Raw genomic sequence first — 14,989 nt, 5'->3', positions numbered from 1 at the left:
TTTTTATAACTCTTTTTTAACTAAAATTTAAATTAAAAAAAGAGTTGTTAGATATTAAAAGGATTTGATATGAACGAGCTAAAGCATTTAGCTGTGGTAATGGACGGAAATAGGCGTTGGGCTAAGGCTAAAGGTTTTTTGGCGAAATTTGGTTATACAAGGGGTGTTGAAACCTTACAAAAACTTATGAGTGTTTGCATAGAGGAAAAAATTTCTCATCTTACTCTTTTTGCGTTTAGCACGGAAAATTGGAAAAGACCAGCCGATGAAGTTGAATTTATCTTTAAACTTTTGGAGCGTTGCTTAGATGATGCTTTGAAAGAATTTGAAAAAAATGGTGTGCGTTTAAGGGCGATTGGAGATTTGTCGCGTTTAGATGAAAAATTACAGGAAAAAATAGCTTTAGTGGAGGAAAAAACAAAGTATTGTGAGCTTCTTTGTGTTAATCTAGCTATAAGTTATGGCTCAAGAGATGAGATAATAAGAGCAGCTAAAAAAGTGGTAGAAAAAGGTTTGGAGCTAAATGAGGAAAATTTGAGTGCGAATTTAGATTTACCTTTGGATGTGGATTTAATGCTTCGTGTGGGAAATGCCAAAAGGCTCTCGAACTTTTTACTTTGGCAAAGCTCTTATGCGGAAATTTGTTTTAGCGAAACTTTGTTTCCTTCCCTGACAAAAAGGGAATTTAGAAGGATTATTAAAGAGTATAGAAAGAGGGAACGCACTTTTGGCAAATGAGTTTTTAGCTTGGCTTTTTTTGGGAATTTTGGGGGCGATTTTGGGTTCGTTTTGTGCAAGTTTTGCAAGTAGAATTTGTGAAAAGAAGCCCCTCTTAAAAGGGCGTTCATTTTGTTTTTCTTGTGAGAGAAAGCTTACTATTTTAGAGCTTGTGCCTATTTTTTCTTATCTTTTTTTAAAGGGGCGTTGTAAAATTTGTGGAGTGAAAATTCCTTTTTTAGCATTTTTGAGTGAAATTCTTGGCATTTTTTTAATGTATATCGCCTTTTTTTACACACAAAATTTAAAAAATTTTGTTTTTTTTGCCATTTTTCTTTTTGCGTGTTTAAGTCTTTCTTTGATAGATTTAAAACTTAAAGCCGTGCCGAGTATTTTACTTTGGTTTGCTTTTTTTTGTGCTTTTTTGGTGGGGGTTGATTTAGATTATATCATTGATTCTACGGCTTATTTTTTCTTTGATGCCGCCGTTTTTGCAGGTTTTGTTTTTTTACTTAAAAGTTTTGTATTTTTTTTGAAAAATTTTAAAAGTCAAGAAGTTGAAGAAAATTTAGGCGATGCTGATATTATATTATTAGCAGCTATTTGTGGAATTTTTGGTTTTTTTGACACCCTTATCGTCTTTTTTCTTGCTGCATTTTTATCTTTGCCGTTTTTTTATTTTGCTTTAAAAAGAGGGCAAAAGGAATTGGCTTTTTTACCTTTTATTAGTTTTGCTATGCTTATTATATGCGTGTATTTATCATTTGGGAGACATTTGTGAGACTTATTTTTAGATATATTTTAAATCAATTTTTAGGGACGCACCTTTCCATTTTTTTGGTGCTTTTTGGCATTGTTTCTATGGTTTTTTTTATTCAAATTGCAAATCTCACTTCAAGTATCGAAATTAGCTTTTTAGACCTTTTTAAACTTTATGGTTTTATGCTGCCGCGAATTTTGATTTTTACTTTACCACTTGCTTTTTTTGTGGCATTAACCCTAGCTCTTTATAGACTTTCAAGAGAAAATGAAAGTGTGGTATTTTTCACGCTTGGTTTTACACCCCTAAAAATGGCACAATTTTTCCTTAAAATCGCCGCACTTTTAAGTGCTTTTATGCTTGTTGTGGCTTTAGTAATGATGCCAATTGTCTATCAATTGCAAAAAAACTTTGTGGATTATAAAAAAACGCAAGTGAAATTTAATTATAAAACAGGCGAATTTGGACAAAAATTTTTAGATTGGATGATATTTATACAAAATGAAAATGAGGGTAAATATGAAAATATCGTAATGTTTCATCCAAAAAGTGCTAAAAATTTAAAAGAACAGCTCATTATCGCTAAAGAGGCAAGTTTGGAGCGTTTAAATGAAGGCTTTGCCTTTAAATTAAATGAGGGCAAGATGTATAATTTTGACGGAGAGGAAACGCTATTTATCGGTGAGTTTGAAAATTTGGTAGTTAATACCAAATTTAGCGATAATTTAGGGCAAACCAAAGCCTTTTATGAATACTGGGACGATATTAATTCTAACGCAGGTAAGGCTAAGGAATTTGTGATGTATGTTTGCATTAGCCTTTTTCCTTTGGCTAGCACACTTTTTGCGCTGAGTTTTGGCATTGTAACTTACCGCTATGAAAAAGGCTTTATTTATCTTGGGATGTTTGGAGTGATAGCGGTTTATTTTGGGCTTTTGTCGGGATTTTATAAGCCCCCGTTGTTGGCGGTTGTTTTGATTTTTTCTTTTGCTTTTGCGGCTTCGATTTTTTGTTTTAAAAAGATGATAATGAGTCGTTATTAATGTGTCTTAAATTTATCTTTTCTTACGATGGTTCGGCTTTTTTGGGGTCGGCTTCTCAGCCTCATTTAAATTCTGTTCAGGATATCTTAGCTTCTTCTCTTTCTCATCTTGGGATTTTCACTCCCGTGCTTTTTGCTTCACGCACAGATAAGGGGGTGCATGCAAGTAGGGCGGTGGCTAGTGTGGAGTGCGGGGAGCATTTTAAGGATTTAGCCTATCTTAAAAGGCAGATTAACCGCTTCGCCCATCCTTTCATACACATTAAAAGCATTGAGCGTGTGAGTGAAAGCTTTGCCGTGCGTTTTGATGTGAGGGCTAGGGAGTATCGCTATATCTTTTGCCACGATGAATTTAACCCTTTCTTAAGCCGTTATGTATATTTTTGTGAGCGTTTCGACATCAAAAGAGCGAATGCACTGCTTGGGCATTTTGTGGGAGAAAAGGATTTTAAATTTTTTCAAAAAGAGGGCGGAAGTGCAAAAACTAGCGTAAGGACGATGTTTTTAGCTAGAGCTTACGCGTATAAAAATTTAAGCGTATTTCAATTTAGAGCAAATGGCTTTTTAAGAGCGCAGATAAGACTTAGTGTGGCGAGTGTTTTGGCTGTGTTAAGTGGCAAGATGAGTGAGGAAAATTTAAAGGAGCAAATTGAAGCTAAAAAATGCCATTATCGCTTTTTAGCTCCCGCAAATGGGCTTTATCTAAGTCGCATTATTTATTAAGAATTTCGCATTTAAAACCCTCATCTATATCTTTAAAGCGATAAATTTTTTCTTTGCAAGGATAGTTGATTTCATTTTGTTTAGAAATGCTAAATTTTTTATCTTGGAGTTTTTCTAGGACTAGAGGGAGTTCTTTTTTGATTAAGGCTTTATCGCTTAGTCTCATTCCGTGTTCTAAATTTTTAATAAATCTTCCGTCAATATCCTTCTCATCTCTTATCAAATGCAAACTTGCATCAAAACCCAAATGTGTGTAAATTTCATAAAGATTTTGTTTATCTTTAGCTGGGTTAAGCTCGTCTTTAGCACTATGATAGCTTGTAAAAATGGTATGGGGATTTGCCTTTTGTTGCAGAGCTAAATGCGTAGGATTTAAAATCGCTCTTATAAGATAAGCGTCATCGCTAAAATAGTATTTTGACTGAGGATTTCGCGTCCAAAGGGTTTTGGTGTAGTATTGGATTTGATTGTGCGGGAAATTTTCTACCATATCGCAAGTTTTCATCTCGCGTCCTAGTATATATCTTACCTGTGGTAAAGCCGAACCTGAATTATCAAACACAGCATCAACATACCAAGGGGCAATTTTACTAATTAAAAGGGCGAGATAGCCTCCATAACTCCCCCCTGCATAAATTTTAGGTAGCGGGAGTAACCCCCCCCCCCCCCCATAGATTTATCCAAATGCTTAAGCGCATTGATATAATCAAGAGCCGACATTAGCCCTGCGTTTTCGTATCCGTCTTTTGCTGGGGTTAAGCCTAGTGTTAGTTCTAATTTATAATCTTTTTCCATCAAACCTTTTTGTTTTAAATCACTTACTTTTTCAATGAGCTTTTCCACCGCAAAGGCGGCATTATTTTCATCGATAAAATCAGCCTCCCAGTCTATGCTTTTGTAATATTCTTTAATCCTATTCACATCTTCTTTTTCAAGAATTTTCTTTGCGCTATATCTAGCCTCCGTGCTTTCTCTTCTGTGTATGGCGTGGTGATAAACTTGCACACAAAGGACATTAAAATTTTTTGCGATTGTCTCTCTTTCAAAATCGTAAAATTTGATATTTTTAGTCGCTCCCCAGCCTCCCACCATAAAAACAACGGCTTTAGGCGTCTTGCCCTCATCATAGCTTATGCGGTATTCAAGCAGGCTTTTTCTTTTAAGTCCCAGCTCCACATCATCGCAAGAGGGGATTAAAAAGCTTTTATTTACTAGCATAGCATTCCTTTTTGAAAATTTAAGTTTATATTATAGCTAAAATCGAGTGGTATAATCACAAAAACACTTTAGGAAAAGCGATGCGACTTTATGATTTTGAGAAATTAAATTTAGCACAAAGAAAATGTTTTGATGAATTTTTGTTTAAATTATGCTCAAAATCCTCACCTCTATCTTATAAGGACAACGAAGAAGATTTTAGAATTTGCTTTGAAAACGAGCTTAATGAGCTTTTAAGGACTTTAGGCTTTATCAAAAAGGGCTATGAGGTCTTTTTGCACGAAAGTAAGAGGGCAGGGGGTAGGACGGATTTTCAGTATGGAAATACCCTTATAGAGTATAAAAAATATGGCACTTTAGATAATAAAAAACTTCCTAACTATCAAAAGCAACTTCAAAATTACCTTTTGGATAAGGGCTTTAATGGCTTTGTGGTGTTTGGCTTTTTATTTGATGGGGTAAGCATTTATGCCTATAAAAAAGATGAAAATGATAAGATAATTTTTGATGAAAAGCACAGCGGAGAACTAAATCCTTCAAATCTTGCTTTTTTTATCGCTACGATTTTTCAAAGCGGGATAAGGGCTTTAAGTCCTATGAATCTTAAAAATGACTTTGGGATTATGGATAAAAATAATAGATTGTTAGATAATGATGAAGTGAGATTGTTAGCTCAATTTTTATTTGAAAAATTAAAAAACACAAAGTTAGAAAGAACAAAACTCCTTTTTAGCGAGTGGGAAAAGCTTTTTCGTCTTGCGGAAAATGACAATGGAAAACACCAAGATATAAAAGAGCGCCGAGAAGTTTTTGCTAAAATTTTCGCTCACGAAATCACTAAAGAGACCGAATATCAAGCATTTTTTGCTCTGCATACCACTTTAAGCATTATCATTAAGCTTTTGCTTGTGCGTATTATTAACGATAAGATTAACATTGATGATTTTTATAAAAGTCAAAGTCTTAGTGAGCTTAAAAGCTTTTTTATCCATTTGGAAAATGGCAAACACTTTGCAAAATTAGGGATTACGAATTTAACGGATAATGATTTTTTCGCTTGGTATGCTAAAGAACAATTTAACGATACCTTTAAAGAAATCGTGCAAAAAATCATTTTTAAGATTTGTGCTTATGAAAATATCCACATTGTAAGAAATACCGCAATGATGGATATTTTTAAAGAACTTTATCAAAATTTTATCCCAAAATGTGTGAGGCATAGCTTTGGTGAATACTACACGCCCTATTATTTGGCTCAAAAAACTTTTCTTTGTGCCACAAAAGATGATAAAAATACTCATCTTAAAAGCTTTATTGACCCAAATTGTGGAAGTGGGACATTTTTAAGCGTGTTTTTTAATCATAAGCATAATAAACTTCAAGAGAAGGTAGATTTTTCTAGCTTTGTCAAGGATATAGTGGGGATAGATATAAATCCTATCGCCGTTTTAATGGCAAGGGCAAATATTTTAATACAAGGCTTACAAAAATGCACTTTTAACCCACTTAAAAAATATGAAATCCCCGTCTATCTAGCCGACAGCCTTTATGTGCCTGAGCTTGTAGAGATAGATAATATCCCTTGTTTTAGCTATTCTCTTTATACTACTTCTTTACAAAAGGCTTTTAAACTTGAAGCGATAAAAATTACACTGCCTAAGTCTTTAGTGGAAAATGAGGACTTTCTACAAATCATCACTGAGGTAGAAAGGCATATCGTTAATCTTGACGCAAAAAAGGCAAAGCAAAGTTTTTTAAAGCATATAGAGGCGAAAAGTAAAGCGATTGAAAGCTTGATAGAAAAATGTGTTTTAGAGTTGATAGCGTTTGAGAAGAAAAATCTAAATTCCATTTGGCTTAAAATCTTTTCAAATTATTTTAGAGTGGCGACTTTTAAAAAATTTGATTATATCATCGGTAATCCTGCGTGGGTGCAGTGGTCTGTGCTGCCTGAAGCCTACCGAGAAAATACTAAGCAAAATATGCGTATGGACGGGCTTTTTTCAAGCGATAAAAATGTAGGGGGTAATAATCTTAACATTTGTGCATTAATAGCGAATAAGTGCTGTGAAAGGTGGCTAAAGAAAGAGGGAAAATTTTGCTTTTTAATGCCTAAATCCATACTCTTTAATAAATCTTTTGAGGGTTTTAGAAAGCTCATAATTAATGGGAATGAAAAAATGTATTTTAATGAAGTGGTTGATTTTAGTAAGGGTGGGGAAATCTTTGAGGGTGTGGGGATAGACTTTTGCGCTTTTAAAATCAGTAAAACGCCAAATTCCAATGAGGATATAGTGCCTTTTATAGAATATGGCAAAAATAGTAAAATTAGACCAAATCACAATGACACTTGGCAAGAAGCACTTAAGAGTTTTGAGGCGAAAAATCTTTTTGCGGTAAAGCTTGAGAGTGAGCTAAATAATAATTTTCTCATCACCCAAAGTCTAGAAAGAGCAAAATATCTCAAAAGCCTCATAGGAAAATGTGAGTATCAGTTTAGAAAGGGTGTGAGTGTGCCTTATGCTATGCGTTTAGCTTTTGTGGGTTTTAGTGAGGATAAAAGGCGGGGGATTTTTAGTCCTTATACAAAGATAGGCAACCGCATTAAGCTAGACACAAGTAAAGAGGTTGAGCTTGAATTTGTTTTTTTAAAGCCCTTTGTAACAGCCCCTATGTTAAGTAGCGACAAAGCAAAACAATGGAGTAATGATTACTGCATTTGTGCTTATGAAAAGGGAGCTAAAAAGCCCTTAAGCGAAGAAAAACTTCAAACTCTTGCCCCCTACACCTACAAATATCTCAAAGATATAGAAGATAGCATAGATAAAGGAAGCAGGTTTAATAAAAGAGTGCAAAGCTTTAACGAATTTTATGGCATTTTGCGTATGGGGACTTATGTATATGGCAAAAATTTCGTTTGTATAAGAGATAATACTAAGCTTGCTCCAACTCTTTTTACAAAAATGAAAACACATTGGAAAAAGCTAGAAACACCTTTATTTGATAATCATATAAGCTTTATCAGTGAGGTGCTAAAGGGCAAAAAACACGAAAGATTTATTGATTTAGCCGAGGCTAGGTATATTTTAGAGAAACTAAGTGACAAAGATATACAAGAAATTATTTTAAATTCACAAGATAATAGAAGTATATCAAGTAGGCTACCTGTGAATATCAAGCTTTATAAATGAGCTTTGCTAAGCAAAACGCCGCATTCTAGGTGTGGTGTGCCTACAAATTGGTCAAAAAGGGCAAAATTTACTATGCTGTGTGTTTGTGTTAAAAGCTCTAAATTTTCTTTTAGGCTTAAGGGATTACAAGAGATGTAAAGGATATTTTGGTAATTTTTAGCCAAATTTATTACGCTTGTTTCAAGTCCAGCCCTTGGCGGGTCTAATAAAATGTGAGAGAAATTAAAGCTTGTTAAATCAATGTCTTTTAGCCTAAAAAATTCTCTTTCTTTTTTTAAGGCAGAGCTTAATTCCTCGCTTGAAAGTCTTGCAAAGTGGATATTTGTAGCATTATTTAAAGCGCAGTTTTTAAGGGCGTAGGCTATATTTTTCTTACTAAGTTCTGTGGCTAGAATTTGTTTAAAAAAAGCAGCGAGAGCGAGAGTAAAATTCCCATAGCCGCAGTAAAGCTCCAGCAAATCCGCCCTTTCTTGCGTAGCTATTTGCCCTATCACCCATTCTATCATCTTTTCATTGATGTAAGTGTTTGGCTGTATGAAGCAGTCGTTATCAAATTCATAGTAAATTTTTTTATCTTTAATGTTTAAAACCTGCCTCAAATTTTCTTTACCAAAAATAAGCTTTTTGCCCTTGCTTCTTGCGGTAAGATTTAAGCTTAGTTTGTTCGCTAAATTTGCTAAATCTTCTTTAATGCTAAAAATATCTTTGTGGTAGAGTAAAGTTGCGCTTAATTCTTTTTTACTCGCTAAAAATTCCACACCAAAAAGCTTGTTTTTAAGACTTTGACTAAAATTTAATTCTTTTAAAAGCTTAGGCATTAGGGTGCAGATTTTTTCATCTGCAAAGTCTAAATTCTCTACGATATATTTTTGCTTTTTATCAAACATAGCGTAGGAAATTTTACCATTTTCATTGTGGAAAAAGCTAAGCTCAGCCCTAGTTCTAAAATGAGAAGTAGGGGAGCTAAAAAGCTCAAATTTACCCGTAAAAAATGGGGCGAAAAGCTTTTTAGCTTCGTGAATTTTTTGCTCGAAATTTTGCTTCAAACTTTTTTCCCTATCAGTCTAAGCAAAAGCGTAATTAAAACAAAATTAAGAGGTAGCACAAGCCACACGCTAAGCCCTAAAGCCACAGGGATATAGCCTGTAAATAAAGAAATCGCACAGATAAATAAAGCATAAGGAATTTGAGTTCTTACGTGCTCTATATGGTCGCATTTTGCGCTCATTGATGAAAGAATTACATTATCAGAAATTGGTGAGCAGTGGTTTCCAAAAATCGCTCCTGTAAGCACACAGCTAATATTTAGCACCATATAATGATGTAAAGCTTCTGCTTCCATTCCATTTAATTTGGCAATCTCAAAGGCAAGTGGCACGGCAAGTGGCATTAACACACCCATAGTTCCATAACTTGTGCCTATGGCAAATGAGATAAGCGAAGCAAAGGCAAAAATAGTTGCAGGTAAGACAAATTCAGGCAATTTATCCGCGAGTAAATTTGTGATGAAAGTCGAAGTTCCAAGGTCTTTAACAATGCTTGAAAGAGACCAAGCAAGTAGAAGTAAAACTATGGTGAAAATCATCGTTTTCCAACCATAAATCCAAGTTTCAATCGCTTCTTTAACGCTAAAAATTTTACGCCTTACGCCTATAAAAATCGCAACAATAGCCGCAAATAAAGCCGCTTGAAAAAGAACGATAGAAGAGTCCGCACTTCCAAAAGCACTTCTTAGTGTTTCAAAGGAGAGAGGATTTGCCTTTGCACTTATAAGTTCTTCTCCCTCAAGTGCGGCAAAGCCGTTAAAATAAAAACCCAAAATCGCAAGGATAATTAAAGTCATCACAGGCACAATGGCATCAAAGGCTCTAATTTTAATATCCTCCTTTGGTGCTAAAAACTGGTCTTCAAGCTCGGCTGTATCTAGGGTGGCAGATTTTGGTAAAGGGGCGATTTGCCCTGTGGTTTTGGCTCTTACTTGTGCTGCATACATTGAGCCAAATTCACGCCCCATAATCGCCGTAAGAGCGACAAAAAAGAGCATAAAGATATTATAAAATCTATAAGGTATGGTTTCGACAAAAATTCCAAAAGCACTAACATCGTTAATGCCTATACTTGCATAAGCGTTTTTGATAAGTGAAACCTCAAGTCCAATCCAAGTCGAGATAATAGCAATCCCAGCCACAGGTGCGGCAGTAGAATCGATAATGAAAGCAAATTTTTCTCTTGAAATTTTAAATCTATCCGCCAAAGGACGCATAATGGGACCCACGATAAGCAAATTTGCATAATCATCAAAGAAAATCAAAAGCCCTATAAACCAAGTATTTAGCTGGGCGCTTACAGCCGTTTTGGCTCTTTTGGCAAATTTTAAGGCTATGGCTTTTGCTCCGCCCATTTTTGTGATGAGTGCGACCAAGCCACCTATGCAAAGAATTTGTAAAATAATCCCAGCATTAACGGGGTCGGATACGGATTTTAAAACATAATTTATGATTTTTGAAAAAGATTCGACTAAAGTATCATAGATATTTATAAGGGCGATTGTATCGACAAAGAAAATATTTGAAGCCAAAGAAAGCAGAAAAGTCCCACTTAAAACCCCCATAAATAAAGACAAAATAACATCTTTGGTTATAAAAGCTAAAACGATAGCGATAAATGGTGGTAAAAGCGTGATAAATCCATAAAATTCGGCATTTATTTTCGCGTCCGCAAAAAGAACGATGGGTAAAAGAAAAAGGGCAAGAAATTTCATTGGATTTTTTCCACAAACGAACCTGCCCAACTTTGAGTTATCGGCATTAGTTCGATTTTATTGACATTAATGTGAGGAGGTAAATGAATGATGGACATTACCACCTTAGCAATATCTTTGGCGCTAATAAATTTAGTATCCTCATAAACAGCGTCCGCTTGAGCTTTGTCGCCTTTAAAACGCACCTCGCTAAATTCGGTTTTGCAAAGCCCGGGAGCAATATTAGTAACCTTAATATTTGTGCCTCTTAAATCGTTTCTTAAAGCACGAGAAAATTGCCCCACAAAGGCTTTTGTGCCACAATACACATTACCACCAAAATACGCTATATTTTCCGCAACCGAGCCAAGATTAAAGATATAGGCATTTTCTTGCTTTCTTAAAAGTGGGATAATAGCTCTTGCCACATACAAAAAGCCCTTTACATTTGTATCGACCATAGCGTCAATGTCCTCAAGGCTTAATTTATCAAATTCCTCTAGCCCCAAAGCCAAACCAGCGTTATTAAAAAGCACATTGATATTTTTAAATTCCTTTGGCAAATTCGCCACAGCTTCAAAAAGCTCTTCTTTTTTTCTCACATCAAGATTGAGCGTATAAATTTGCTCTTTATATAGCTCTTTAAGTTTGTCTAGTCTTTCCTTGCGTCTTGCTAAAGCGACAACTTTAAAGCCCTCATTGATAAAAGCTTCTACGCAAGCTTCTCCAAAACCAGAACTTGCACCCGTGATGAAAGCAACTTTTTTCATTCTAATCTTTCTCCATAAAATAAATTTTCATTTTCCTTAAGTCCTAAGCTTCTAAGATAAGCGGCATTTTCTTGCTTGTCTGCCATTAGGGCAAAATCAAGCGCATTAAACCCCAAATCATCAACCGCAAAAATATCTACCTTTTTTTCTACCAAAAGTTTTAGCATTGAGACATTAGAATAGCTTGCCGCGTGCATAAAAACATTTTTTGAGGTATGTTCCAAAGCACAAAGCGTGATGAAATAGGGCGTTGTGTTATTAGAATTTAGGGCAAGTTTTTCATTATTATTAATGTATTTTGCATTGACATTTGCACCTTTTTCTATGAGAAGTTTTGCAACTTCATCTTGGTTAAATTCTAGGGCGTAAAAAAGTGGAGTTTTACCAAAAGCGTTGGCGTGATTGACATTTGCACCTTTTTGGATTAAAAATTCTACATTTTGCTTATTTTCTAAAGCATAAAAAATAGCACTTTCATAACCCTCATTTAAATCAAGTCCAAATTTTAGCAACATATTGATAATTTTAGTTTCTCTTCCATTTAAAAGTGCCGACCTTAGGGCGAGGTTAAGCTCTGAAAGTGAGGGGCTATTTGCTATGATATATTGTTCCAAACGCACTTCATCATAGTTTTTATTTGCTACCATTTTGGCTAACATACCAATATCTTTTTGAATTTTACTTTCTCCCACAGCCCAAACCAAAAATTCATTTAAAGCATTGCTGGTAAAATAAATATTGCTTCCTTTATCAAGCTTAAAATTTTTTTCAAAATAAGCGCCCAAAGGTTCAATTGCGTTGTTGTATTCTTTCCAAAATTCCCTATAAAGTCTGTAATTTCCTATACTTTGATAAGCCCAATAGCGAAAATATGTCTTTAAAACATCATTTCTTTCTTCTAAAATCTTTGCGTCTTCAAGCTTTTTTTGATAGCTTTGAGGGCTTAGGGCTATTTCTAGCAGTAGATATTGAAATTCTCTTAATTTATCAAAATAAGTAATGCCCGAGCAAATGCTACTATTTCCACGAATTTGGTTAGAAATTTGGTAGAGTTTTTGAGTGGCGGGTTGATTTTTGAGCGAAAGCTCACAAGTTTGAAGATTGTCAAGTAATTCTTCTTGATTTAAATCAACTTTTTGATTAAAAATTTTTGCCTTATTTTGAAGCACAAATTCGCAATCTGCCAAGCCAAAGCTTAACAAAACTGCACCTAAAAAAATTAAAATTTTCATTTTAAGCCTTGTAAAGCTAGAGTTTAATCCTCTAGCTTGAAATTTTTAATTTCATTGAAATTAAGATATTTGTAAATATTTGCTTTATTTGCGTCATTTAATTTTTCTTTGACGATTTGCAAATATTCCTCTTTGCTAGGAATTTTACCCAAAATTGCACAAACTGCGGCAAGTTCCGCACTACCAAGATAAACTTTTGCGCCCATTCCCATTCTGTTGTCAAAATTTCTTGTCGAAGTTGAGAAAACGACAGCGCCGTCATTTACCCTAGCTTGATTTCCCATACAAAGTGAGCAGCCGGGCACTTCTATCCTAGCTCCCGCCGCACCAAAGATACTATAATAGCCCTCATTAATAAGCTGGGCTTTATCCATTTTAGTCGGTGGCACGACCCAAAGGCGTGTTTTAAGCATACCTTTATCTTTTAAAATTTCGCCTAATGCCCTATAATGCCCTATATTTGTCATACAAGAGCCAACAAAAACTTCGTCGATATTTTTAGGACGCTTGCTATCGGCTAAAATTTCACTCAAAGTTGCCACATCATCAGGGTCATTTGGACACGCTAAAATAGGCTCTTTAATCTCATTAAGATTGATTTCAAGCACATAAGCATACTTAGCATTTTTATCGGCTCTTAAAAGGCTAGGATTTTTAAGCCATTCTCTCATTTTTTCCGCTCTTCTTTTTAGCGTAGTTTCACTTTCATAACCAGCCTCAAGCATTGCTTCTATAAGGCTTATGTTAGATTTTATATATTCACTCACACTTGCTTCATTTAAATCCACACAGCAAGCTGCTGCACTTCTTTCGGCTGAAGCATCACTTAATTCAAAGGCTTGTTCGACTTTTAAATTTGGCAGACCTTCAATTTCTAAAATTTTTCCCGCAAAAATGTTTTTTTTGCCTTGTTTTTCCACGCTTAATTTTCCATCTTTAATCGCATAATAAGGAATAGCATTTACCAAATCTCTTAAAGTAATTCCGGATTGTAATTCTCCGCTAAAACGCACCAAAACGCTTTCAGGCACATTTAAAGGCATTGCTCCAGTTACTGCAGCAAAGGCTACAAGCCCACTTCCAGCTGGAAAAGATATGCCGATAGGAAAACGCGTGTGTGAGTCTCCGCCTGTGCCTACGCTATCAGGCAAAACAAAACGATTAAGCCAAGAGTGAATCACTCCATCACCTGGTTTTAAACTCACTCCACCACGACTTGTGATGAAATTTGGTAAAGTTTTGTGTAGTTTAGAATCGCTTATTTTTGGATAAGCAGCCGTATGACAAAAGCTTTGTAGAACAAAATCGGCATTAAAGCCAAGACTTGCAAGCTCTTTTATCTCATCTCTTGTCATAGGTCCTGTGGTATCTTGAGAGCCAACTGTGAGTGTGCTAGGCTCGATATACATCCCCGGACGCACACCCTCAACTCCACAAGCGCGTCCTAGCATTTTTTGTGCTAGGGTATAACCGCCCTCACTCGCTTTTGGTTGCTCTGGCTTTGTAAAGATATTTTCACTTTCAAGCTTTAAAAATTTTCTCGCTTTCACACAAAGCCCACGCCCTATGATGAGGGGAATTCTCCCGCCCGCTCTTACTTCATCTAAAAGTGTGTTAGGACTTAATTTAAATTCGCTAATTACAGAGCCATTTTTTGTAATTTTACCCTCGTAAGTGTGAATTTCAAACTCATCTCCCATTTCAAGCCCACTTACATCACAAACGATAGGTAAAGCTCCACTATCTTGAGCGGTATTGAAAAAAATCGGTGCTATGGTCGAACCCATAACGATACTTCCGCTATGTTTATTTGGCACTCCTTTAATCTCTTTTCCCAAGTGCCATTGTATGGAATTTATGGCAGATTTTCGGCTCGAACCAGTCCCTACGACATCACCCACATAAACTATCTCGCGACCGCTTTTTTTAAGCTCTTTTATCTTTTCTAAAGAGCCAACTTGTCTAACTTTAAGCATAGCATTAGCGTGAAGAGGAATATCACTTCTTGTAAAAGCATCGCCAGCAGGGCTTAAGTCATCCGTATTAGTTTCGCCCGGCACTTTAAAAACGATACATTTTATGACTTCAGGGAGTTTTTCTTTTTTTAAAAACCACTCCGCATTAGCCCAGCTTTGTAGAATTTCTTTAGCATAAGCATTAGTTTGGCTTAATTCTGCTATGGTATAAAAATCATCGTGTATAAAAATGATATTTTTAAGCACATCAGCGGCGTCTTTGGCTAGGCTTTCATCTTTTAAAGCTTCGATTAAAACTTTGACATTATAGCCTCCAAGCATAGTTTCAAGCATTTTTAAAGCGCGTTTTTTATCTATTTTGGGTGGATTAATTTGCCCTTTTAAAATTTGGTCTAAAAATTCACATTTAACTAAAGCCGCGTCATCAACGCCCGGATTAACCCTTTCTTCTAAAAGTGTAGCTAAAAACTCATCATCACTTGTTTTAAGCAGCTCACAAAGTGCCTTAGTTTGCTCCACGCTCAAAGCTAGAGGCGGAATGCCCAAAGCCGCTCTTTCTTTAACCAACTCATTGTATTCTTCTATGAAAGACATCGTTTCTCCTTACAATTTTGGTTATA

General features: G+C 35.4%; 12 protein-coding genes. 5 read left to right on the top strand and 7 right to left on the bottom strand.

The window, feature by feature from the left end:
- The first annotated feature begins 69 nt into the window (after positions 1-69).
- Genes uppS through truA form a run of 4 tightly spaced genes read left to right on the top strand, consistent with a single transcriptional unit; the run spans position 70 to position 3,242 of the window.
- Positions 70-738, top strand: coding sequence for a polyprenyl diphosphate synthase (uppS, locus tag CHELV3228_RS04790; protein WP_082199779.1), 669 nt, complete (start codon positions 70-72; stop codon positions 736-738).
- Positions 728-1,498 (top strand): prepilin peptidase, encoded by a 771-nt coding sequence (locus tag CHELV3228_RS04785; protein WP_082199778.1) that lies wholly within the window; start codon positions 728-730, stop codon positions 1,496-1,498. The genes uppS and CHELV3228_RS04785 overlap by 11 nt, the downstream gene beginning before the upstream one ends.
- The gene (locus CHELV3228_RS04780) at positions 1,495-2,520 is read left to right on the top strand and encodes an LptF/LptG family permease (RefSeq protein ID WP_082199777.1); all 1,026 of its coding nucleotides are present in this window, start codon (positions 1,495-1,497) and stop codon (positions 2,518-2,520) included. Before CHELV3228_RS04785 ends, CHELV3228_RS04780 begins: the two co-directional genes overlap by 4 nt.
- Entirely contained in the window at positions 2,520-3,242 is a 723-nt protein-coding gene (gene truA, locus CHELV3228_RS04775; RefSeq protein ID WP_082199776.1) for a tRNA pseudouridine(38-40) synthase TruA, read from the top strand. The genes CHELV3228_RS04780 and truA overlap by 1 nt, the downstream gene beginning before the upstream one ends.
- Here the strand turns inward: truA and CHELV3228_RS10680 are convergent.
- Together CHELV3228_RS10680 and CHELV3228_RS10675 are read right to left on the bottom strand one after the other, a co-directional pair.
- Positions 3,232-3,828, bottom strand: coding sequence for a DUF2920 family protein (locus tag CHELV3228_RS10680; protein ID WP_279628033.1), 597 nt, complete (start codon positions 3,826-3,828; stop codon positions 3,232-3,234). The genes truA and CHELV3228_RS10680 overlap by 11 nt on opposite strands.
- Before the next feature lie 8 nt (positions 3,829-3,836).
- The gene (locus tag CHELV3228_RS10675) at positions 3,837-4,460 is read right to left on the bottom strand and encodes a DUF2920 family protein (protein ID WP_279628032.1); all 624 of its coding nucleotides are present in this window, start codon (positions 4,458-4,460) and stop codon (positions 3,837-3,839) included.
- A gap of 80 nt (positions 4,461-4,540) precedes the next feature.
- Here CHELV3228_RS10675 and CHELV3228_RS04765 point away from each other — a divergent pair, with 80 nt between their 5' ends.
- Positions 4,541-7,651, top strand: coding sequence for an Eco57I restriction-modification methylase domain-containing protein (locus CHELV3228_RS04765; protein WP_082199775.1), 3,111 nt, complete (start codon positions 4,541-4,543; stop codon positions 7,649-7,651).
- Here the strand turns inward: CHELV3228_RS04765 and trmA are convergent.
- Genes trmA through CHELV3228_RS04740 form a run of 5 tightly spaced genes read right to left on the bottom strand, consistent with a single transcriptional unit; the run spans position 7,642 to position 14,963 of the window.
- Positions 7,642-8,697, bottom strand: a complete 1,056-nt coding sequence (gene trmA / locus CHELV3228_RS04760; protein WP_082199774.1) for a tRNA (uridine(54)-C5)-methyltransferase TrmA — start codon at positions 8,695-8,697, stop codon at positions 7,642-7,644. The genes CHELV3228_RS04765 and trmA overlap by 10 nt on opposite strands.
- A complete protein-coding gene (locus tag CHELV3228_RS04755) occupies positions 8,694-10,412 on the bottom strand; it encodes a Na+/H+ antiporter NhaC family protein (RefSeq protein ID WP_082199773.1) in 1,719 nt (572 codons plus the stop codon). The genes trmA and CHELV3228_RS04755 overlap by 4 nt, the downstream gene beginning before the upstream one ends.
- Entirely contained in the window at positions 10,409-11,161 is a 753-nt protein-coding gene (locus tag CHELV3228_RS04750) for an SDR family NAD(P)-dependent oxidoreductase (protein ID WP_082199772.1), read from the bottom strand. The genes CHELV3228_RS04755 and CHELV3228_RS04750 overlap by 4 nt, the downstream gene beginning before the upstream one ends.
- Complete coding sequence (locus tag CHELV3228_RS04745; protein ID WP_082199771.1) at positions 11,158-12,393, bottom strand: ankyrin repeat domain-containing protein; 1,236 nt, start codon at positions 12,391-12,393, stop codon at positions 11,158-11,160. Before CHELV3228_RS04745 ends, CHELV3228_RS04750 begins: the two co-directional genes overlap by 4 nt.
- Positions 12,394-12,416: 23 nt before the next feature.
- Positions 12,417-14,963, bottom strand: a complete 2,547-nt coding sequence (locus tag CHELV3228_RS04740; RefSeq protein WP_082199770.1) for a bifunctional aconitate hydratase 2/2-methylisocitrate dehydratase — start codon at positions 14,961-14,963, stop codon at positions 12,417-12,419.
- Between the last annotated feature and the right edge of the window lie 26 nt (positions 14,964-14,989).

Source organism: Campylobacter helveticus (genome assembly GCF_002080395.1).
Taxonomy (GTDB): domain Bacteria; phylum Campylobacterota; class Campylobacteria; order Campylobacterales; family Campylobacteraceae; genus Campylobacter_D; species Campylobacter_D helveticus.
This window is presented reverse-complemented; position numbering and strand designations above follow the sequence as displayed.

Bases quoted from the DNA above. Each gene is read 5' to 3' on its own strand.
- uppS (WP_082199779.1), top strand. From the start codon at position 70: ATGAACGAGCTAAAGCATTTAGCTGTGGTAATGGACGGAAATAGGCGT.
- truA (WP_082199776.1), top strand. From the start codon at position 2,520: ATGTGTCTTAAATTTATCTTTTCTTACGATGGTTCGGCTTTTTTGGGG.
- CHELV3228_RS10675 (WP_279628032.1), bottom strand. From the start codon at position 4,460: ATGCTAGTAAATAAAAGCTTTTTAATCCCCTCTTGCGATGATGTGGAG.
- CHELV3228_RS04765 (WP_082199775.1), top strand. From the start codon at position 4,541: ATGCGACTTTATGATTTTGAGAAATTAAATTTAGCACAAAGAAAATGT.
- CHELV3228_RS04755 (WP_082199773.1), bottom strand. From the start codon at position 10,412: ATGAAATTTCTTGCCCTTTTTCTTTTACCCATCGTTCTTTTTGCGGAC.
- CHELV3228_RS04750 (WP_082199772.1), bottom strand. From the start codon at position 11,161: ATGAAAAAAGTTGCTTTCATCACGGGTGCAAGTTCTGGTTTTGGAGAA.
- CHELV3228_RS04745 (WP_082199771.1), bottom strand. From the start codon at position 12,393: ATGAAAATTTTAATTTTTTTAGGTGCAGTTTTGTTAAGCTTTGGCTTG.
- CHELV3228_RS04740 (WP_082199770.1), bottom strand. From the start codon at position 14,963: ATGTCTTTCATAGAAGAATACAATGAGTTGGTTAAAGAAAGAGCGGCT.